Source organism: Rhodoplanes sp., assembly GCF_013377085.1.
Classification (GTDB): Bacteria; Pseudomonadota; Alphaproteobacteria; order Rhizobiales; family Xanthobacteraceae; genus Rhodoplanes.
On the sequence record NZ_JACAAX010000009.1, the window covers coordinates 59,614 to 80,690 of the forward strand.

Below are 21,077 nucleotides of genomic sequence, written 5' to 3' on the forward strand. Positions count from 1 at the left end.
CTCATGATGCCCCGGTGCATGAACCGTCGGGCGCCGAAGGCCGACAAAGTGCTGCTCCGGCCTGCCGGCAGGTCACGGTCGTGCCGTCGGCAGCAATGGCCGGAGTCTGCCATCGAATCGCTGAATGTCCGCGTCGGACCGACGCCGAAGTGCGCCGGCCGCCCCACGGACCGCATAGGGGCGCCGCCGATTGTCCGATCTGAGCGGGGATCGGCTGCGCTGCGAAAACAAGGGTGAGCAGATGCCGCGCAAGGACGACCCCGCACCCGCCCGCGGCGGGCGGAGCGCCAAGCCGAAGCCGGCGACCAGAGCGGACAGCCCGGCCGACGCGTCAGCGGACGCACCCGCGACGCGCCAGAAGCCGCCGGCGACCCGGATCGTCGCCATCGGGGCCTCGGCCGGCGGCCTCGAGGCGCTCGAGCTGTTTTTCGACGCGATGCGCGCCGACAGCGGCGTCGCCTTCGTGATCGTCCAGCACCTGTCGCCGGATTTCCGCTCCGTGATGGACGAGCTCCTGGCCCGCCGCACCCGCATGTCCATCCGTGCGGTGACCACAGGGACGGCGGTCGAGCCGAACGTGATCTATCTGCGGCCGGCGCAGCAGACCCTGATCATCCAGCAGGGCGTCTTCGTCCTGAAGCAGGAGGACAAGAAGACCCACCTGAACTTTCCGATCGACGCGTTCCTGAAGTCGCTCGCCCGCGACCAGAAGGACCGGGCGATCGCCGTGATCCTGTCCGGCACCGGCACCGACGGAACGCTCGGCGCGGCTGCGATCCGGGACGCGGGCGGAATCGTGCTGGCCCAGGATCCGACGACGGCGCGCTTCGACAGCATGCCGCGCTCGCTGATCGAGCGCAATCTGGCCAGCGCCTCCGCCCCGCCGAATGCGCTGCCACGTCTTCTGCTCCGGGTCCTGAGCGGCGAAGCGCCGCCGTTCGCCGAGGAGGCTAGCGAGCATTCGTGGTCGGTCGATCCGGAGCGCCAGATCATCCAGCTCCTGCAACGGCGCTGCGGCGCCGATTTCGGCTACTACAAGAAGTCGACGGTCGGGCGGCGGATTCGCCGGCGCGCCGAGATGGCCCATCTCGACGACCTCGCCGCCTATGTGGAGAAGCTCAAGCAGGAGCCGGAGGAGATCGACCTCCTGAGCAAGGACCTGCTGATCGGCGTCACCTCGTTCTTCCGCGACGCCGATGCGTTCAGCGCGCTGTCCGAGAAGGCCCTTCCGAAGATAATGGCCGCCATGTCGCCGCGGCGACCCGTCCGGGTGTGGGTGCCGGGCTGTGCCACCGGCGAGGAGGCCTATTCGATCGCCATCCTGCTGAAGGAGTATGCCCGCAAGGAGCGCATGGAGCTCAACGCCAAGGTGTTCGCGACCGACATTTTCGGGCCGGCGCTCGAGCGCGCCGGCCGCGGCGTCTACGACGACTCGATCGTCAAGGCGCTCGGTCCCGACCTGGTGGAGCGTTATTTCGACGCCAATGGCAGCCAGTATCAGGTGAAGCCGGGGCTGCGGCGCTTCGTCGTGTTCAGTCCGCACAATCTGCTCAAGGATCCGCCGTTCACCCGGATGGATCTCGTGAGCTGCCGCAACCTGCTCATCTATTTCGACGACATTGCCCAGCGCATGGTGCTGATGCTGTTCCACTTCGCGCTGGATCGCAACGGCATCCTGTTCCTCGGGCCGAGCGAGGCGATCAGCGAGCTGGCCGACGAGTTCGGCGTGATCGACCAGCAATGGCGGATCTTCCGCAAGCTGCGCGACGTCCGGCTGCGCGAATCCTTTCGCCTGCTGCCGTCGCCCTCGCTGCGCGACGATCCGGCCCTCCACCACGAGCCGCGCTCGCCGGTGATCGCCGTCGCCGCCGCCAAGGCGAGGAGCGCACCGGCGCAACGCGGGCTGACCAAGGCCTATGACGCGATCCTCGACCGGTTCGCGCCGGCCGGCGTCCTGGTCAGCCGCGACGGCACGATCTTCCACGTGTTCGGCGACGCCCATCGCTATCTGTCGGTGCGCGAGGGACGCTTCTCGAACCTGATCACCGGCGTCGCCATCGAGGATCTGCGCCACACCATCGGGGCCGGGCTCGAACGCATGCGTGGGTACAATACGGTGCCGTTCGTCCGCCAGGTGAGGTGCCGGCTCGCCGGCGAGGACGAGAAGGCGTTCAAGGTCACGGTGGAGCGGCTGAACGGCTCGGACTGGCAGGACGAGGACTACTGCATGGTCACGTTCGCCGAGGTCGCCCCTCCGAAGAAGGTGGGGCGTCGCGCCCGGGCCGTTGAGGCGGAAATCGAGTCGGTGGAGGCCGTCGAGCTCTATCGGGAGCGCATCCGCGATCTCGAGAACGAGCTGCGCGCCACCGAGGAGAACCTGCAGGCGACCATCGAGGAGATGGAGACCACCAACGAGGAGCTGCAGGCGACCAACGAAGAGCTGATGTCGACCAACGAGGAGCTGCAGTCCACCAACGAGGAGCTCAACTCGGTCAACGAGGAGCTTCTCACGGTGAGCGCCGAGCACCAGCGCAAGATCGACGAGCTGGTCGAGGTCACGCTCGACATGAATCACCTGCTCAAGAGCACCGACATCGGCGTCATCTATCTCGATCACGATCTGCGGGTGCGGCGCCTCACGCCGGCGATCGCCGACACGTTCAATCTGCTCGAGCAGGACATCGGGCGGCCGATCGAGCACATCACGGCGCGCTTCCACCAGCCGGAGCTGTTCTCGTGGATCAAGGATGTGCTGGCGGGCGGGCCGGCCTGCGAGCACGAGATCAGCACATCGGACCGGGCCTTTCTGCTTCGCATCCTGCCGTATCAGCTCGGCGGCGAGACGGCGGGGGTCGTCATCGCGCTGATCGACATCACCCGGCGCAAAAACGCCGAGATTCAGCTCCGCGCCAGCGAGACGCGCCTGAGCACGATCGTGGAGACGGCCGTCGACGCAATCGTGGTCGTCGACGAGAGGGGGATCGTGCAGTCGTTCAACACCTCGGCCGAGCGCATCTTCGGATACGCCGCCGCCGAGGCGATCGGCAGCAATGTGAGCATTCTCATGCCCAAGGCGCTCGGACGTGCGCACGACGACTACATCTCGGCCTATCTCAGGACCGGCGTCGGGAAGGTCATCGGCACCGGACGGGAGGTCGAAGGCCGCCGCAAGGACGGCGCGCTGGTGCATCTCGATCTCGCGCTCACCGAATGGTCGGTCGAGGGCCGACGCTACTTCACCGGCATCATGCGCGACATCACCGGACGCAAGGAGCGCGAGCAGCACATCCGGCTGATCATGCGGGAGCTGTCGCATCGCACCAAGAACGTGCTGTCCGTGGTGCAGGCGATGGCGTGGCAGACCTCGCGCACGACCTCCGACTCCGAGGGGTTCCAGGAGCGGCTGTCGCGGCGCATCGACGGGCTGGGGCGGTCCATCGACCTGCTGGTCAGGCGGGAATGGGAGGGCGTCGATCTGGAGGAGCTGGTGCGCGACCAGCTCTCGCCGTTCTTCGACGACGCCGGCTCCCATCTGGTGCTGACCGGGCCGCCGCTGACGCTGAAGCCGAACGGGGCGCAGGATCTTGGTCTCGTCCTGCACGAGCTCGCGACCAACGCCTCCAAGTACGGCTCCCTGTCGGTGCCGACCGGCCGCGTGGTCGTGGGCTGGACGGTCACCGCCGCGCCGGTCGCGCTCTTTCAGATGAGCTGGCGCGAGGAGGGCGGCCCCCGCATCGCCGTGCCGACACATGCGGGCTTCGGCGGCACGGTGATCAAGGACATGCTGGCGAAGGCCCACAAGGCCGTCGTCGGCATGGACTTCCCGCCGGAGGGCCTGGTGTGGCGGCTGGAGCTGGAGGCGCACCGGATCGTCCGCGACGTCCCCGAGCCGGAGCAGAGGACGGCCCGACCATGAACGACGACGCATTGCAGGGATTCCGCATCCTCATCGTCGAGGACAATGCGTTGCTCGCCCTGACGGTCGACAGCATCCTGCGCAGCGCCGGCGCCGACGTGGTCGGACCGGTCGGCCTGCTCGACGAGGCCGAGCAGCTCGCCGCGTCCGAGCCGATCACGGCCGCGCTCCTCGACATAAAGCTCAACGACGACGAGGTCTGGCCGGTCGCCAGGATTCTCGCCGTGCGCCGCATCCCGTTCGTCTTCTGCTCGGGCCATTTCGACCGCGGCAGCCTGCCGGCCGAGTGGGACGGCTGTCCGATCCTCGCCAAGCCGGCCCGCGCCCGCCAGATGATCGACGCGCTCGCCGCGGCGATCCGGGGTACGGGCTGACCGGGCCCGGCATCATATCGACCTCCGGAAACTCCGACTCGTCGTGGCCGCGCTCGTCGCGGCCATCCACGTCTTGAACGTTGCGCCAACGAAAGATCGTGGATGGCCGGGACACGCCCGGCTAGGACCAGAGATGTGAGTCGGCGCGAATGAATGCCGGTCTTATGCCGCGCTTCGTTGGCTTCGACCTGCATCGTCATTGCCGGGCTCGACCCGGCAATCCATCGAGCTTCGAAAGATGCCTTTTCTAAGCGATCGATACGCGGGTCGAGGCCGCGCATGACGAGTCGAAGCTTCTGAATGCCGGCCTCACTCCTCCTTGAAGCCGTAGGCCGGGACGTTGCCGGAGGCGCCGTAGTACTTGTAGGGCAGGAACTTGCCCGACATGGTGATCTTGACGCGGTCGCCCTTGGGATCGGGCAGGCGCTCCATCTGCATGTCGAAGTCGATCGCCGACATGATGCCGTCGCCGAACTCCTCCTCGATCAGCGCCTTCCAGGCCGGGCCGTTGACCATCACCAGCTCGTAGAAGCGGTAGATCAGCGGGTCGGTCGGCGGCATCACGACGTCGGCGCCGCGCATCGGCACCTCGTTGAGCATCGCGGTCTCGGCGTTGGACAGGCCGAACAGCTCGCCGGCCTTGGCGGCCTGCGGCTTGGTCAGCTTCATCTGGCCCAGGATGGCGCCGACGATCAGCACCGGCGAGTAGCCGCCGATGGCGTCGCAGATGTGCTTCCAGGTCCAGCCCTTCTCGCGCTTGATGTCGAGCAGCTTCTCGGTGAGGTCGGCACGGATCATGATGGGTCTCCTTCGGTCTATGTCGATGCAGATGTTCTTCGAGCGAATGCGCAGATGAACTCGTTCGGTCATTCCGGGGCGCGGGCGTCAGCCCGCGAGGCCGGAATCCATGACCCCAGTCCGCGGATATGGATTCCGGGCTCGCCGCTGCGCGGCGCCCCGGAATGACAGAGCGGAGAAGCCCGGCCTCATCACGCTTCCTTCACGCGCGAGCCCGGCCATGACGGCGTGAGGGTGTCGCCGCCCAGCACCACGGGCTCGGGCGCGCCGGGGCGCACGACCGGAACGGCGCGGCGGTTCAGCGCGGCCTTGTCGGCATCGGAAAAGCTCCGGCTGCGCGTCACCAGAAAATCCACCACGTGATTGCGCACCGCGTAATAGAGCGGGTGCTTGTGCACGTCGTTGCGGGCGCGGTCGACCGGCAGCGGGTTCTCGACGATCTCGGCCATCACGGCCTGCGGCCCGTTGGTCATCAGCACGATGCGGTCGGCCAGATAGATCGCCTCGTCGACGTCGTGGGTGATCATCAGCACGGTCTGGCCGGTCTCGCGGCAGATGCGGCGCACCTCGTCCTGCAGCGTCCCGCGGGTGAGCGCGTCGAGCGCCGAGAACGGCTCGTCCATCAGCAGAATCTTCGGCTCGATCGACAGCGCCCGGGCGATGCCGACGCGCTGCTTCATGCCGCCGGAGAGCTCGGCCGGCCGTTTTCGCTCGGCGCCCGACAGCCCGACCAGGGCGATGAATTTCCGGGCGTGCTCCTCGACCTCGACGCGCGACCAGCGCCGCCATCTCGACGACACCGCGTAGGCGACATTGCCCATCACGGTGAGCCAGGGCAGCAGCGCGTGGCTCTGGAAGATCACGGCGCGGTCGAGGCTCGGGCCCTCGATCGCCTGGTTGTCGACGATGACGACGCCCTCGCTCGGCCGGTCGAGCCCGGCCAGCACGTTGAGCACCGTGGTCTTGCCGCAGCCGGAATGACCGATGATGCAGGTGAAGGCGCCGCGCTCCATCGGCAGCCACAGATCCTCGAACACCGTGGTGGCGCCGCCGCCCGCCGCCGGGAAGCGCTTCGAAATGCCTTCGATCGAGATGAAGCTTTGGGTCATGGCCCGGCCACGTTCTCTGCCGTCATGCCCGCGCTCGTCGCGGGCATCCACGTCTTGCTGCGGGTGCCGAAAGGAAGGCGTGGATGGCCGGGACAAGCCCGGCCATGACGAGCAACAGACGAATGGCTGAGTAGCCTCATCCCCATCACTCCGGGAACGTGACGGCGCGGGTCGCGCGGGCGAGGAGCTGGTCCAAAATCATGCCGACCACGCCGATGACCAGGATGGCGGTGATGACGTTGGTGATGGAGAGGTTGTTCCACTCGTTCCAGACGAAGTAGCCGATGCCGGTGCCGCCGACCAGCATCTCGGCGGCGACGATGACCAGCCAGGCGATGCCGATCGAGATGCGCATGCCGGTCAGAATCGTCGGCGCGGCGGCCGGCAGCAGCACGGTGAAGATGCGGCGCAGCGTGCCGACCTCGAGCGTGCGGGCGACGTTGATCCATTCGCGCCGCACCGAGGCGATGCCGAACGCCGTGTTCACCAGCATGGGCCACAGCGAGCAGATGAAGATGACGAAGATGGCGGAGATGCCCGAATCCTTGATGGTGTAGAGCGCGAGCGGCATCCAGGCGAGCGGCGAGATCGGTTTCAGAATCTGGATGAACGGGTCGAGCGCCTTGCTCATCAAGGGCGACATGCCGATCATCACGCCGAGCGGGATCGCCACCAGCACGGCGAGCAGATAGCCGAGGCCGACGCGGGCGATCGACCAGCCGAGCTGGATGCCGAGCCCCTTGTCGTTGGTGCCGCGGTCGTAGAACGGATCTTTCAGATGGCCCCACAGCGTCTGCGCGACGTCGAGCGGCCCCGGCATCGCCGACTTGCCCTGCGTCGCCGTGGCGCCCATCAGCTTGGCGTATTCCGGATCCATCGCGACGGTCGCGCCCGCGCCGCGCGTCGCCAGATGCCACGCCAGCACGAAGGCGGCGAAGAAAAGCAGCGACACGACGGCGGCGCGAAGCGTGAGGGAGCGGGTCATGGGGCGTCGTTTCTTGCGATTCGATGCGACAGCGGCTCGGGTGGATCACCCTCCCCTGGAGGGGGAGGGTCGAGCGCGTGCGAAGCGCGCGATCGGGGTGGGGTGAAGCCCAGAAGACCGGCTTCGCTGATCGCCCCCTCCCGCCGAGCTTTGCTCGGCGACCTCCCCCCTCCAGGGGGAGGTGAAGACAGGCGGCTCAGCTCCGCTTGATGGCGAAGCTGGCGACGTACTCGTCCGGCTTGGCCGGATCGAAGGTCTTGCCCATCACCGAGAAGCTTTTCGTCGTCGCGGTCGGCGGCGTCAGGCCGACCTCCTTCATCAGCCGGGCCGTGTCGGTGGCGAGAAAAACCTGGTCGGCGATCGCCTTGTAGTCGACCTCGCCCTTGATCTGGCCCCAGCGCTTCATCTGGGTGAGGATCCACACCGCGAAGGACGACCACGGGAATGGATCGAAGGCGATGCGGTCCGGCACCTTCTGCACGTTGCCGAGCCCGTCCGCGAACGTGCCGGTCAGGACCTGCTCGACCACCGTGACAGGCTGGTTGAGATAGTTGGCGGGCGCGATCGCCTCGGCGATCGCCTTGCGGTTCTCCGCCTTGGTGGCGTAGGCGGTGGCGTCGATGATCGCCTTGAGGAGCGCCGCATAGGTGTTGGGCGCCGTGGTAACGAACTCCTTCGAGGCGGCGAACACGCAGCACGGATGGCCGTCCCACAGCTCCTTGGACAGCATGTGGATGAAGCCGACGCCGTCATAGACGGCGCGCTGATTGACCGGGTCGGGGGCCAGGAAGCCGTCGATATTGTCGGCGCGCAGGTTCGCCACCATCTCGGGCGGCGGCACGGCGCGGATCTGGATGTCGGTGTCGGGATCGAGCCCATGCTCCGCCACGTAGTAGCGCAGCAGGTAATTGTGCATCGAGTAGTCGAACGGCACCGCGAACTTGAAGCCCTTCCACGACTTCGGGTCGCGCTTGTCCTTGTGCTTCATGGCCAGCGTGATGGCCTGGCCGTTGATGTTCTCCACGGCCGGCGCCGTGTAGGGGATCGGGCTGGCGCCGGCGCCCATGGTGATGGCCAGCGGCATCGGGGAGAGCATGTGGGCGGCGTCGTATTCCTTGTTGAGGGTCTTGTCGCGGATCACGGCCCAGCCGGCGGTCTTCACCACCTCGACGTTCAGGCCGTGCTTGGCATAGAAACCCATCGGATGCGCCATGATGATGGGCGTCGCGCAGGTGATCGGGATGAAGCCGACCTTGAGGTCCTTCTTCTCCAGCGCGGCGCCTTGCGCGAAAATCTCGGTCGCGGTGCCGAGCGGGAAGATCTGCGACAGCGCGGCCAGCGCCGTCGAGGCGCCGACCGATTTCAGGAAGGCGCGGCGCGCGGCGTCCTGCGGGAACATCGCCCGCATCACGGCGGAGGCGACGACGCCCTGGTAGCGCTCCTCCTCGCTGGCGGTCGCCGTCGTGGCGGCCTGTTGCTGGAGCTGCAGGGTTTGCGCGTGGGCGGCGTGGTCGTGCTCGATCTGGCTCGCATGGCGGCCGCAGACACAGCCCGCGGTCAGCCGGCGGTCGCTCCGGAAGGGATCGTCGAACAGGGACATGGGGCACTCCGTCTCGTCGCCGTGAGCCGGCGATGCGGAGCAGGAATTAGCAAGGCACGTGCCAGCGATCGTCCGGCTTGTTCGCATTCCGGACGCCGGCAGCATGTATGCAATGCATAGAATTGGTGCAGCGTTGCTGCCTCGAGCGGCAGTTGGTTCGCTTCGGCTGGCGCGCTGTCGCTGCGTCCCGCGGGTGCGGACGTGCTGGCGTGGACGAGCGCCGTCGATACCCGCGCTGGTCGCAGCAACGAACCGAGAACGGAGTTCCTGCCGCTCGTTCCGTGCTTTGTTCACTTCGCAAAACCCCTTGCGCGGCCGCCTTGTGCGGGGGCAGGCCGCGGGTGGCGGCCGAGGCCGCCCAGGATACCGTCGGCCGGCCGGGCGCCCGCGGCCGCTCCGATATCCAGGCCGTCTGACCGTCCGGGGGGCCTAATCCCTCCGCAACAATGCGTACGTCGAATGGCGAAGTTTACCGATGCTACTCTGTAGAAATTCTAAGTTACTGAGTTGTTTTGCGTTTTTTCTTGACTCCGGCCCCCCCTTCCACGGCAAGATGAAACTCGTTCGCAAATGCGAAGATTTCGACCGAGGCGACTTCATGTCCGATCTGTTCTCCGAATTGTCGGCGTCGGTGTCCTCCCTGCCGCTCGGGCAGGCGCGGCGCGGCTTCTGCGGCCGCATCGATGCCATCGAGGTGAACGGATATGGGGCGGGGCTGCCGGCCGGTGAGCTGGAGAGCCGGCTGGTCGAGCTCGGCTTCGTCGAGGGCGCCCGGGTCGAGATTCTCCACGAGGGCGCCTTCGGGCGCGACCCCATCGCCGTGCGGGTCAACGACGCGACCATCGCGCTGCGCCGCCGCGAGGCGATGGCGATCCTGGTGAGCTGACCGGGGCGAAAGCAGGCTCTGACATGACCGCCGTCGAACCGGCCGGGCCCTGGCATCTGGCGCTGGTCGGCAATCCCAATTGCGGCAAGACGGCGCTGTTCAACGCGCTCACGGGCAGCCGCCAGAAGGTCGCCAATTACCCCGGCGTCACGGTCGAGCGGAAGTCCGGCCTGTTCCAGACCCCGAGCGGCCGCTCCGTCCATCTGCTCGACCTTCCCGGCACCTATTCGCTGCGCGCCCGCAGCCCCGACGAGCAGGTCACTCGCGACGCCGTGCTGGGGCGCCTCGCCGGCGAATCCCCTCCCGACATGCTGCTGTGCGTCGCCGACGCCACCAATCTGCGCATCGCGCTTCGCCTGGTGCTGGAGCTCAAAAGGGTCGGCCGGCCCCTGATGCTCGCCCTCAACATGATCGACATCGCCAGAAAGCGCGGCTTCGAGTTCGACCTCGACCGGCTGTCGGCAGAGCTCGGCGTGCCGGTCGTCACCTCGACGGCGGTGCGTCGCGGCGGCGTCGAGGATCTGATCGCCCGCATGGACGGGCTGATCGCCATGCCGCCGGCCGCGCATGTCGCCGCCGCCAACACCTGGACGCCGCCGACCTCGGCCGAGCTGCGCGCCACCCAGCGCGAGGCCGACCGCATCCTGCACGCCGCCGTCAAGGTGCCAGGACGGCCCGACACCCTCACGGGCCGGCTCGACGGCGTTCTGCTGCACCCGGTGTTCGGCATCCTCATCCTGCTCGCCGTGCTGTTCGTGATGTTCCAGGCGGTGTTCTCCTGGGCGCAGCCGGCCATGGATCTGATCAAGGCCGGCTTCGACGCGCTCGGCGGGCTCGTCCAGGCGAACATGCCGGAGGGCCTGCTGCAGAGCTTCGTCCAGAACGGCGTGATCGCCGGGGTGGGCAGCGTCATCGTCTTCCTGCCGCAGATCCTGATCCTGTTCCTGTTCATCCTGATCCTGGAGGATCTCGGCTATCTGGCCCGCGCCGCGTTTTTGATGGACCGCATCATGGGCGGTGCCGGCCTGCACGGCCGCGCCTTCATCCCGCTCCTGTCGAGCTTCGCCTGCGCCATCCCGGGCATCATGGCGGCGCGCGTGATCGACAACCGCCGCGACCGCCTGACCACCATCCTGGTGGCGCCGCTGATGACCTGCTCGGCCCGCATCCCGGTCTATGTGCTGATCATCTCGGCCTTCGTGCCGGACCGCGAGGTGTTCGGCTTCGTCGGCCTGCAGGGCCTGGTGATGTTCGGCCTCTACGCGGCCGGCATTTCCAGCGCTCTCGCCGTCTCGTTCGTCGCCAAGCGGCTGTTGTGGCGCGACCATCCCGAGCCGTTCATGCTCGAGCTGCCCGACTACAAGATGCCGCGCTTGAAGAGCGTGCTGATCGGCGTCTACACCCGCGCCCTGATGTTCCTGCAGAGGGCTGGCACCACCATCTTCTCGATGATGGTGCTGATCTGGTTTCTGGCCTCGTTCCCGCGGCCGCCGGAGGGGGCAGCCGAGCCGGCGATCGAGTACAGCCTCGCCGCCATCCTGGGCCGCGCCATCGAGCCGCTGACGGCGCCGATCGGCTTCGACTGGCACATCAACGTGGCGCTGATCCCCGGCATGGCGGCCCGCGAGGTGGCGGTGGCGGCGCTCGGCACCGTCTACGCCATCGAGGGCGGCAAGGAGGCGAGCGACCAGATCGGCTTGGTGCTGGCCCAGAGTTGGAGCCTTGCCACCGCGCTGGCGCTGCTCGCCTGGTACATCTTCGCCCCGCAATGCGCCTCGACGCTCGCCGTGATCCGCCGCGAGACCGGCGGCTGGCACTGGATGGCGGTGTCGTTCGCCTACATGATCGTCCTCGCCTATGCGGGCGCCTTCCTGACGTATAACATCGCGGTCGCGCTCGGAGCCGGCTGACGGATTCGGGCGACAGAGACCGAGTTCGGGGACGCGCTTCACCGTCATTCCGGGGCGCCGCGCAGCGGCGAGCCCGGAATCCATACTCACAGACAGGGGTCATGGATTCCGGACAGCCGCGCTTCGCGCGTCTTCCGGAATGACGAGGACGCGATCGACCGGACGCAAACGATGCTCCGGCAGGGTCGCCATGAACGTTTTCCGTCTCTATGCGCGTGCGCTGGCGCTGCTCGCTCGGGTCAAGGTTCTCGCCTGGACGCTGGCGGTGGCCAATCTGGCGCTGGCCGCCGCCCAGTTCGCCGAGCCGGTGCTGTTCGGCAAGGTCATCGACACGCTCTCCAGTGCGCCGGCGACGGCCGATGCCTTTCCCTGGTCGACCCTGACGTCGCTGCTCGCCGCCTGGGCCGCCTTCGGCCTGTTCAACATCGTGTGCGGCACGCTCACCGCGCTCTATGCCGACCGGCTCGCCCATCAGCAGCGGCAGGCCGTGCTGAGCGACTATTTCGAGCACGTGCTGGAGCTGCCGCTCGGCTATCACGGCGCCACGCATTCGGGGCGGCTGATGAAGGTGATGCTGCAGGGCACCGATGCGCTGTGGGGGTTGTGGCTCGCCTTCTTCCGCGACAATCTCGCCGCCTTCGTGTCGTTCTTCGTGCTGCTGCCGTTGGCGCTGGTGCTCAACTGGCGCCTCGCGCTGCTGCTGCTCGTGCTGTGCGTCGTGTTCGCGGTGCTGACCGCCTTCGTGATGCGCAAGACCGAGACGCTGCAGCGCCTGGTCGAGGACAACTATTCCGAGCTGGCCGAGCGCGCCTCCGACACGCTCGGCAATGTCGCGCTGGTGCACAGCTTCGCCCGCATCGAGGCCGAGGTGACGGGCCTGAAGACCGTCATCGACCGGCTGCTCGCCGCGCAAATCCCGGTGCTGTCGTGGTGGGCCCTGGTGGCGGTGCTCACCCGCGCCTCGACCACGCTGACCATGTTGGCCATCGTCCTGCTCGGCACGCTCCTGCACGTGCGCGGCCTCGCCTCGGTCGGCGAGATCGTCACCTTCATGGGCTTCGCGACCATGCTGATCACGCGGCTGCAGGACGCCGTGTGGTTCGTCAACCGGGTGTTCGCCGAGGCGCCGCGGCTGGCCGAGTTCTTCGAGGTGTTCGACGCCGTGCCGGCGATCCGCGACCGGCCCGGCGCGGTCGATCCCGGCCGCCTCGAGGGGACCGTCGCGTTCGACGCGGTGTCGTTCTCCTACGACGGCAAGCGGCCGGCGGTGGAAAACCTCACCGTCACGGCGCGGCCGGGCGAGACCATCGCGTTCGTCGGCACCACGGGTGCCGGCAAGACCACGGCGCTGGCGCTCTTGCACCGCGCCTTCGATCCGCAGAGCGGCACCATCCGCATCGACGGCGTCGACATCCGCTCCATGACGCTCTCGGGGCTGCGCCGGAATATCGGCGTCGTCTTCCAGGAAGGCCTGATGTTCAACCGCTCGATCGCCGAGAATCTGCGCATCGGCAAGCCCGACGCCACGGAGGACGAGCTCAGGCTCGCGGCCGAGCGGGCCCAGGCGCTGGAGTTCATCGAGCGCACGCCGGGCGGCTTCGACGCGCGGGTGGGCGAGCGTGGCCGCAGTCTCTCGGGCGGCGAGCGCCAGCGCCTGTCGATCGCCCGCGCGCTCCTCAAGGAGCCCCCGATCCTGATCCTCGACGAGCCGACCAGCGCGCTCGACGCCGCCACCGAGACCAAGCTGATGGTGGCGCTCGACGAGGTGATGAAGGGCCGCACCACCTTCGTGATCGCCCACCGCCTGGCGACGGTGCGGCGCGCCGACCGTATCCTGCTGTTCGAGCACGGCCGGGTGGTCGAGGAGGGGACGTTCGAGGCGCTGATGGCCAAGGGTGGCCGCTTCGCCGCGCTCGCCCGCGACCAGTTCATCGCCGCGGCGCCCGGCACCCCCGCCGAGGCCGACGCCACCGCCGCGGCCGCCGGCCATCCGGGGTGAGCCGAGGCGGCGTTCCCGTCGCCGGCGCGACGGCCGAGCGCGGAGGCGCTCGCGCCGCGTCACCTCCGCCGCGTCGGGGTCTTCTGTCGCCGTGACGATCCCGCCGGCCGGTCGGGACGCGCCGCGTAGGAGCGCGGCCGCAGAAGATCCGAGACGATCGGGTTCGGGAAGCGCCGCTCGACCGTGACCCCGTAGAATGTCTCGGTCAGGGCCGGCAGCTTCGCCGCGACCGCCAGGACGCCGGCGGCGAGCTCGTCCTGAACCGCGATCGACGGCAGCACCGCCAGCCCGACGCCTTCGCGGGCGAGCAGCCGCATCATCGCCATGTCGTCGATCTCCGCGGCGATCTGCGGGCGGACGTCGAACCGCGCCGCCAGCGTGTCGAATCCCATCCGCAGCCCGGTTCCGGCGGTCGGTAGGATCAGCGGCACCCCGGCCAGCCGATCGGCCAGCGACGCGCGGGGCCGGCACAGGCCCGGCACGCCGATCAAGCTGATCGGCTGCTCGGCGAGCCGATGGACGACGAAGGGCGCAAGCGTGTCGGACGGCGGCGGCTGGCTGGTCAGCACGACATCGAGATGATGATCGGCCAGGGCGCCGTAGAGTTCGGCGGCACTTCCAGACCGCAGAATGATTTCGATGTCGGGCCGTTCGAGCACCGGGCGCAGGAAGGTGAGCTGGAAGTTGCGCGACAGCGTCGCGATGGCGCCGACGCGCAGCGGCCGGCGCTTCGCTCCCTCGCGCTTCAGCGTCGCCACCAGATCGTCGCCGATGCCGAACAGCGCGTCGGCGTGGTCGAGCGCGATGCGGCCGGCCTCGGTCAGGCGCAGCGCGCGCTTCTCCCGGTGGAACAGAGGATGGCCGAGCCGCTGCTCGAGCAGGGCGATCTGGGTCGATACCGCCGACTGCGACAGGTTCAGCCGCCTCGCCGCGCGGGTGACGTGCCCTTCGTGGGCGACCGCCTGGAAATAGCGGAGATGCTTGTAGTTCAGGTCCCGTGCCATGCCAAGTCACCAAAAAATAGATCGAACTCGATCATACAATGAATTTTTCTTCCGTGCGCGGCCGTCGGACACTGCGGCGACATTCAACCGCAGGGGAGATCGACGCCGTGTCCTCGTATTCGCTTCCGCCCGTCGCGCCGGCGATGCTGCGGATCGCCGCGCTGGTGGCCGGCAAGGCGCAGAAGCGCCGCCCGCCGGGGGGCCGTCGACTCGCCGAGGCGGCGGGCATGGCCGCGTTCGCCGTCGCCGTCCTGTTGCTGGCCGTGCTGGTCGACCGCGGTCCCGGCGCCAGCCTCGCGGCGCGATATGCCGGCGCTGGCCTCGGCGTGCGCCTCGACGCGATCAGCGCCACCGTGATGGTGCCGGTCGCCTTCGTCGGCTGGGTGGTGGTGCGCTGCTCGGTCCGAGCGCCGGACGGCGAGGCCCGCCAGGGACCCGTCCTGGGCCGGACGGTCGCGACCCCTGAATGACATCGATCAGCCAGCTTCGCATCGAACAGGAGGGTACTTTGTCGATGTATTTTCTGCCGTTTCTGGCGCCAATCGGGCTGTTCTTTGCAGCCGCAATCGCGTTCTACCGGCCTGGCCGACGGCCGAAGACGGTTCCGGCCCTTGCCGAAGGCGCTGCGCTTCTGGCGCTGGCGGTCTCGCTGGCGTCTGCTGTTATTCTGGTCGTGCATGGGGCGGGCACCAGCCCGCTGATCGGGGCGGCTGAAATCGGCCTCTCCGCGCGCCTCGACGTCGTCAGCATCGTGATGATGCTGCTTGTCTCGTTTGTCGGCTGGATCGTGGTCCGTTACGCCGCCACCTATACTGACGGCGAGGAGAGGCAGGGCGCGTTCACGGGCTGGCTCGCCGCCACTCTCGGCGCCGTGCTGCTGTTGGTGCAGGCGGGCAACCTCGTGCAGTTCGCCGCCGCCTGGATCGCCACCAGCCTCGCCCTGCATCAATTGCTGCTGTTCTACCCGGAGCGTGTGCAGGCGCAGCGGGCGGCACGGAAAAAGTTTGTCTGCGCTCGGCTCAGCGATGCGGCGCTGCTCGGCGCTGTCGCGCTTCTCGTCTGGACCTACCACAGCGCCGATATAGCAACGATCCTCAAGGCGGCGAGCAACAACAGTGCGGGCGCAGCGGCGGCCTGGGCGGCCGGACTGATCGCATTCGCCGCGCTGCTCAAGTCGGCGCAGTTCCCGACGCACGGCTGGCTGACCGAGGTGATGGAGACTCCGACCCCGGTTTCGGCGCTGTTGCACGCCGGCGTCGTCAACGCCGGAGGCTTTCTGCTGATCCGCTTCGCCGACGTCATGCTGAACGCGCCGGGCGTGCTCGCCGTGCTGGTCATGGTCGGCGGCTTCACGGCCGTGTTCGGCGGCGCCGTCATGCTGGCGCAGCCGGCGGTCAAGACCTCGCTCGCGTGGTCGACGGTGGCGCAGATGGGCTTCATGACGCTGCAATGCGGGCTCGCTCTGTTCCCGCTGGCGCTCCTGCACATCGTCGCCCACTCCCTGTACAAGGCGCACGCCTTCCTTGCCTCCGGCGGAGCGGTCGACAGCGTCGCCGCCGCCCGCCGCCCGGGCCCGGTCGCGATCCCCGGCATGGCGGCGGTGGGTCGCGCCTTCGCCCTCGCCATCGTCATCTATCTCGTCATCGGAACGATCTTCGGCTTCTCGACGAAGTCGCCCCAGGCGATCGCGCTCGGCGCGATCCTCATCTTCGGCGTGGCCTACCTGCTGGCGCAGGGCCTCGCCGACGCGGCGCCGCAGATGCTGACGCGGCGCACCGCGATCTACTCGGTGGCCGCCGCGGTCGCCTATTTCGCGCTGCAGACCGGCGCCGAGTGGCTGACTGCCGGCACGCTGCCGCGGACTCCGGCGCCGGGACCGCTCGAGTGGGCGCTGATGGTGCTCGCCGTGCTGAGCTTCGGCCTCGTCGCCATGGCGCAGGCGATGTTCCCGCTGTGGGCCCATCACCCGGCCGCCGCCGGCCTGCGCGTGCACCTGGCGAACGGCCTCTACGCCAACGCGGCTTTCGATCGCGTCCTCGGCGGCTGGTCCGTCCGACGCTCGTCCTGAACAATCCGCTACGGAGACTGATCAATGCTCACGTCCATCACCGTTCCCGCCCCGACGAGCGCCGCCGTCGATGCCGCTATTGAAGCTGCGACGCGGGCCATCCCGCCGGCGTGGCCGCTCTCCTCGACCGTTGCGGTCAATCCTTATCTCGGACAGGGCGGCGAGAGTCTGGCTGCCGCCGGGGCGCGCCTCGCGCGCGTCGCCGGCATCCCGATCACCATGCCGCGACGCTGGTATCTCGACCGCATCGCGTCCGGCCAGATCAGCGACGACGACATCGCTGCGGCGTTGGCCTCTGCGCCGGCCGCCGTGCGCCCGGCGGACGTCGCGGCGCTGAAAGCGGCGGCGGCTCAGCCGGCGCGACCGCCCAAGGCGTTGCCGACCGTCGCCGACCTGGCGGCGGATGTTTCCGCCACGGATTGGCCAGGGCTGATCGGCGAGCGCATCGGTTCGTGGGCCGCCGCACATTTCGACGACGGCCAGGCACTGTGGAGCGCGCCCCGCGGCTCCGGCGCCTACGCCGCCTGGCGGGCCATGGCCATCCATGACTTGACGCCCGAGATCATCGGTCTTGACGGTTTTGCGCGGCACGTCGCCGGCACGCCGGAAACAGCCCGCGAGGCGATCGCCCGCGCCGTCACCCGGCTCGAGCTCAGCGAGGCGGCGTTGCCCACTTACTTCCATCGATTGCTGATGACTCTCGTCGGCTGGTCGCAGGTGGCGCGCTATCACCTGTGGCGGGCGGAGCTGGCCGGCGGCACCGACGACACGACGATGCAGATGCTCGCGATCCGACTCGTCTGGGAAGAGGCGCTCTACGAACGCTACGCCGACAAGATCGCCGGTTCCTGGGCGTTCGTGCGCGACGATCACGCCGCCCCGGTGGCGCCCACGTTCGATCTCGTCGTCGAGGAGATTTTGCAGGAAGCCACCGAACGCGCGGCCCAGCGCGGGCTCGCCGCCGCCTTCGCCATGCCGAGCCCGACGCGCTCGGGCAGCCGGCCGGCGCTTCAGGCGGCGTTCTGCATCGACGTGCGCTCGGAAATCTTCCGGCGCGCGCTCGAAGCCGTGGACCCGAACATCCAGACGCTGGGCTTCGCCGGCTTCTTCGGCATCTTCGCGGCCCATCGGCGGTTCGCGTCGGACGTTGTTGAACTGCGGCTGCCGGTGTTGCTCAACCCGAGCGTGACGACTTGCTCAGGCGGCCACGACGACGCGGCCGCCGACCTACAGGCGCGTTTCTCCGCCCGCGCCTCGCGGGCGTGGCGCCGCTTCAAGCTTGCCGCCGTCTCGTCGTTCGCCTTTGTCGAAGCGATGGGGCCAGTCTACATCGCCAAACTGGTGCGTGACGCCATCGGCATCGATGCGCCGCCGACGCCGAACGACCCGGCCCCGCGTCCCGATCCGGCCCTGCCGCTGGAGAAAAAGCTTGCCGGGGCGGAGATGGTGCTGCGCGCCATGTTCCTGACCGAAAACTTCTCCCGGCTCGTCGTGCTCGCTGGCCATGGCGCCAGCGTCGTCAACAATCCGTTCGCCAGTGCCCTGCATTGTGGCGCCTGCGGCGGCTACTCGGGCGAGGTCAACGCCCGGCTGCTGGCGAGCGTGTTGAACGATCGCGACGTTCGCAAGGGGCTCGTCGCCCGCGGCATCGAGATCCCCGACGACACGTTGTTCGTCGGCGCCCTTCACGACACGACCACCGACGAGGTGACGCTCTACGACTCCGATGTGCCGACGCGGGCTCACGCCGAGGACCTGAAGCAGGCGCGCGCTTGGCTGAGTGCCGCCGGCAAGGTCACCCGCGGCGAACGGGCCCTTCGCCTGCCGCGCGCCGCCGGCGAGGGCGCGTTGCTGTCGCGCAGCCGCGACTGGGCGGAAGTGCGGCCGGAATGGGCGCTCGCCGGCTGCAAGGCGTTCATCGCCGCGCCCCGAAAGCGCACGGCCGGCCGAAGTCTTGAAGGCCGCGCGTTCCTGCATGACTTCGACTGGCGAAAGGACAAGGAACGCGGCTTCGGCGTGCTCGAGCTGATCATGACTGCGCCGGTCGTGGTGGCGAGCTGGATCAGCCTGCAGTATTACGGCTCCACCGTGGCGCCGAACGTGTTCGGCTCCGGCAACAAGCTGCTGCACAACGTCGTCGGCGGCATTGGCGTCGTCGAGGGTAACGGCGGCGTGTTGCGCACCGGTCTGCCGTGGCAGTCGGTGCACGACGGCGAGACGTATGCGCACGAGCCGCTGCGCCTGAGCGTGTGCATCGAAGCGCCGGCGGAGGCCATGACCGAGATCCTGGCGCGCCACGACGCGGTCCGGGCCTTGTTCGACAACCGCTGGCTCCATCTGCTCGAGATCGATCAGGAGGGCCGGATCGCCCGCCGTTACGTCGGAGATCTGCGATGGGAAGCGGTCGAGCCGCCGCCGGCGGCGCTGCCGACCGCGAGCGCCGCATAGGGGCTCTCGCGTGACGAAGGGTCCGGCTGGCCTTCGCGCAGGCCCCGTCGTCCGCCCGCCGGAGCGCGACCGCTTCGATCTGCGCGGCGAGCGGGCCGTGCTGGCGACCATGCACGGCAAGGAGCGGGTGATCGCGCCGCTTCTCGGCCGCTTCCTCGGGCTTCGGGTCGAGACCGTCGTCGGTTTCGACACCGACCGCTTCGGCACCTTCACCCGCGAGGTGCCGCGGCCGGGCTCCCAGCTCGACGCCGCGCGGGCCAAGATCGCGGCCGCGTTCGCCCACGCGCCCGGCGCCCGCGTGGCCGTCGCGAGCGAGGGAAGCTTCGGTCCGGATCCGATCGTTCCGTTCGCGCCGCTCGGGGTCGAGATCGTGCTGCTGGCCGATCGCGCCACCGGCATCGAGATCGTCGGCCGGTTCGCCGATCTCGAGGCCGCCTGGACGCACAGCGTGGTGACGGACATCGCCGCAGCCGTCGCGTTCGCCGACCGCGTCGGCTTCCCGGCGCAAGGAGTGGTCGTCGCCGGCTGCGAGGGGCGGCTTCCGCGCCCCGATCTCGGCCTGTTCAAGGAGATCGGCGGGCGCGCCGACCTCGAACGCGCGGTCGGCGCGGTGATCGCCCGCTGCGGCGCCGCCGTGGTCGAGACCGACATGCGGGCGCATCGCAATCCGCGTCGGATGAGGGCCATTGCGCGCGCCACCGTGACGCTGATCCGCAACGTCGGCAACCGATGCCCGCGCTGCGACCGCCCGGGCCTCGTCGTCACCGAGCGCCTGCCGGGCGCGCCGTGCGCGGCGTGCGGAACGCCGACCCGGGTGATCCGGGCCGAGGCCGCGACCTGCGCCGGATGCGGCCACCGGATCGAGGTGAGGGCCGGTCCGCCGACTGCTGATCCCGGCTTGTGCGACGCCTGCAATCCTTGACGGGATCGTGCTGAAGGACGGCGAAGGTGGGTCAGAGCGAGTCGTTGGCTGACCGCCAGCGGGAATCGCGACGCCGCATCGCATGGGTTCTCGATCATCCGGGCGCGAGTTCGTGGTTGAAGGACGCGCTTGGCACGGCGCTGCCGTGCGATCCGGTCCAGGTCGTCGATCGACGCCGAGATGCTGCGCGAGCTTCTCCGGTTTCGGTGCGACGTGGCGGTTCACATGACTCTTCGGCGCCCAGGCGACGCCCCTCACGGCGGCCAGCCGGATCCGCGAGGACGCTCCGAGTCCGCTTGCCGATCCTCGGATCCCGGCGACTGACGGTGCGCCACAGAGATGCGGATGCCCCTGCGGCGTCGCCGCCGGCGTGCGGTCCGATCAGGCCGAATCGGAAAGTCCCGGCAAGGCTCTCGTGGGGTCGCATGGTCCAGGGGGGGCCCCGCGAGCCTCCGGCGCGAACCGGGGCCGAGGTCGCCGGGCACTGCGCTAGCCGCGCATCATGCGCATCAGCACGTCGTCGCGCCGAACGAAATGGTGATAGAGCGCCGCGACGATGTGCGCCGTCGCCAGCAGCGCGATCAGGATTCCGAAGGCCTTGTGCAGCCCGAACAGCGCTTCCGAGAAAACGCGGTCCTGCGGCCAGATCGGCGGCAGCTCGAACAGCCAGAACACCGTGATGGGGGCCCGGTAGGCCGAGGTGGCGATCCAGCCGACCAGCGGCTGGATGATCAAGAGCGCGTAGAGGATGCCGTGCACCGCATGGGCGATGGCGCGCTGGCGCAGCGGGATGTCGCGCGGCAGCGGCGGCGGCGGGTAGCGCAGTCGCCAGACGAAGCGGATCAGCACCAGCGGCAGCAGCACGACGCCGAACGAGCGGTGCAGGTTGAAGGCGAGATCCTGGGCCGGCCCCGGCTCGGCATTCGCCATGTAGATTCCCCCCGGGATCAGCGCGATGACGATCGCGGCCGTGATCCAGTGGAAGGCGCGGGCGGTCGCGCTGTAGCCCGTCGCGGTGCGGTCGGGCGAGGTCGCCGCGGCAGTCATGTCCGGCCTCC

Annotated in this window: 15 protein-coding genes; 9 read left to right on the forward strand and 6 right to left on the reverse strand. The window is 68.8% G+C overall.

The genetic code is table 11. The annotated features are described in order from the left end of the window. The first annotated feature begins 241 nt into the window (after positions 1 to 241). Together HXX10_RS09000 and HXX10_RS09005 are read left to right on the forward strand one after the other, a co-directional pair. Positions 242 to 3,916: a chemotaxis protein CheB gene (locus HXX10_RS09000; protein ID WP_296521830.1), complete on the forward strand. Its 3,675-nt coding sequence runs from the start codon at positions 242 to 244 to the stop codon at positions 3,914 to 3,916. After that, a complete protein-coding gene (locus HXX10_RS09005; protein ID WP_296521831.1) occupies positions 3,913 to 4,290 on the forward strand; it encodes a response regulator in 378 nt (125 codons plus the stop codon). Before HXX10_RS09000 ends, HXX10_RS09005 begins: the two co-directional genes overlap by 4 nt. A gap of 309 nt (positions 4,291 to 4,599) precedes the next feature. On the opposite strand, the gene cynS is transcribed toward HXX10_RS09005, so the two are convergent. The 4 genes from cynS to HXX10_RS09025 all read right to left on the reverse strand — a co-directional run bounded on the left by cynS (position 4,600) and on the right by HXX10_RS09025 (position 8,782). Further along, positions 4,600 to 5,088 carry a cyanase gene (gene cynS / locus HXX10_RS09010; protein ID WP_296521833.1) on the reverse strand — a complete coding sequence of 163 codons (489 nt, stop codon included), beginning with the start codon at positions 5,086 to 5,088 and terminating at the stop codon, positions 4,600 to 4,602. Between the two features lie 191 nt (positions 5,089 to 5,279). Further along, positions 5,280 to 6,197: an ABC transporter ATP-binding protein gene (locus tag HXX10_RS09015; protein WP_296521834.1), complete on the reverse strand. Its 918-nt coding sequence runs from the start codon at positions 6,195 to 6,197 to the stop codon at positions 5,280 to 5,282. A gap of 145 nt (positions 6,198 to 6,342) precedes the next feature. Beyond that, positions 6,343 to 7,182: a nitrate ABC transporter permease gene (ntrB, locus tag HXX10_RS09020; protein ID WP_296521836.1), complete on the reverse strand. Its 840-nt coding sequence runs from the start codon at positions 7,180 to 7,182 to the stop codon at positions 6,343 to 6,345. A gap of 196 nt (positions 7,183 to 7,378) precedes the next feature. Continuing rightward, positions 7,379 to 8,782 (reverse strand): CmpA/NrtA family ABC transporter substrate-binding protein, encoded by a 1,404-nt coding sequence (locus HXX10_RS09025; RefSeq protein ID WP_296521838.1) that lies wholly within the window; start codon positions 8,780 to 8,782, stop codon positions 7,379 to 7,381. A 598-nt stretch (positions 8,783 to 9,380) separates the two neighbouring features. On the opposite strand from HXX10_RS09025, the gene HXX10_RS09030 reads away from it, so the two are divergent. The 3 genes from HXX10_RS09030 (at position 9,381) to HXX10_RS09040 (ending at position 13,577) form a co-directional block, all read left to right on the forward strand. Beyond that, on the forward strand, positions 9,381 to 9,668 hold the full coding sequence (locus tag HXX10_RS09030) for a FeoA family protein (RefSeq protein ID WP_296521839.1): 288 nt from the start codon (positions 9,381 to 9,383) through the stop codon (positions 9,666 to 9,668). A 23-nt stretch (positions 9,669 to 9,691) separates the two neighbouring features. Further along, positions 9,692 to 11,578 (forward strand): ferrous iron transporter B, encoded by a 1,887-nt coding sequence (locus HXX10_RS09035; RefSeq protein WP_296521841.1) that lies wholly within the window; start codon positions 9,692 to 9,694, stop codon positions 11,576 to 11,578. Positions 11,579 to 11,768: 190 nt separating this feature from the next. After that, complete coding sequence (locus tag HXX10_RS09040) at positions 11,769 to 13,577, forward strand: glucan ABC transporter ATP-binding protein/ permease (protein ID WP_296521842.1); 1,809 nt, start codon at positions 11,769 to 11,771, stop codon at positions 13,575 to 13,577. Positions 13,578 to 13,636: 59 nt separating this feature from the next. On the opposite strand, the gene HXX10_RS09045 is transcribed toward HXX10_RS09040, so the two are convergent. Continuing rightward, positions 13,637 to 14,581 (reverse strand): LysR family transcriptional regulator, encoded by a 945-nt coding sequence (locus HXX10_RS09045; RefSeq protein ID WP_296521843.1) that lies wholly within the window; start codon positions 14,579 to 14,581, stop codon positions 13,637 to 13,639. A 107-nt stretch (positions 14,582 to 14,688) separates the two neighbouring features. Here HXX10_RS09045 and HXX10_RS09050 point away from each other — a divergent pair, with 107 nt between their 5' ends. From HXX10_RS09050 to HXX10_RS09065, 4 genes are read left to right on the forward strand one after another with little or no spacing between them, the layout of a single operon-like run. Continuing rightward, complete coding sequence (locus HXX10_RS09050) at positions 14,689 to 15,051, forward strand: hypothetical protein (RefSeq protein WP_296521844.1); 363 nt, start codon at positions 14,689 to 14,691, stop codon at positions 15,049 to 15,051. After that, positions 15,048 to 16,649, forward strand: coding sequence for a proton-conducting transporter membrane subunit (locus HXX10_RS09055; RefSeq protein ID WP_296521846.1), 1,602 nt, complete (start codon positions 15,048 to 15,050; stop codon positions 16,647 to 16,649). Before HXX10_RS09050 ends, HXX10_RS09055 begins: the two co-directional genes overlap by 4 nt. A gap of 24 nt (positions 16,650 to 16,673) precedes the next feature. Then, complete coding sequence (locus HXX10_RS09060; protein WP_296521847.1) at positions 16,674 to 19,097, forward strand: YbcC family protein; 2,424 nt, start codon at positions 16,674 to 16,676, stop codon at positions 19,095 to 19,097. Between the two features lie 10 nt (positions 19,098 to 19,107). After that, the gene (locus HXX10_RS09065; protein ID WP_296521848.1) at positions 19,108 to 20,019 is read left to right on the forward strand and encodes a DUF6671 family protein; all 912 of its coding nucleotides are present in this window, start codon (positions 19,108 to 19,110) and stop codon (positions 20,017 to 20,019) included. A gap of 489 nt (positions 20,020 to 20,508) precedes the next feature. On the opposite strand, the gene HXX10_RS09070 is transcribed toward HXX10_RS09065, so the two are convergent. Then, the gene (locus tag HXX10_RS09070; RefSeq protein ID WP_296521849.1) at positions 20,509 to 21,066 is read right to left on the reverse strand and encodes a cytochrome b; all 558 of its coding nucleotides are present in this window, start codon (positions 21,064 to 21,066) and stop codon (positions 20,509 to 20,511) included. Positions 21,067 to 21,077 lie beyond the last annotated feature (11 nt).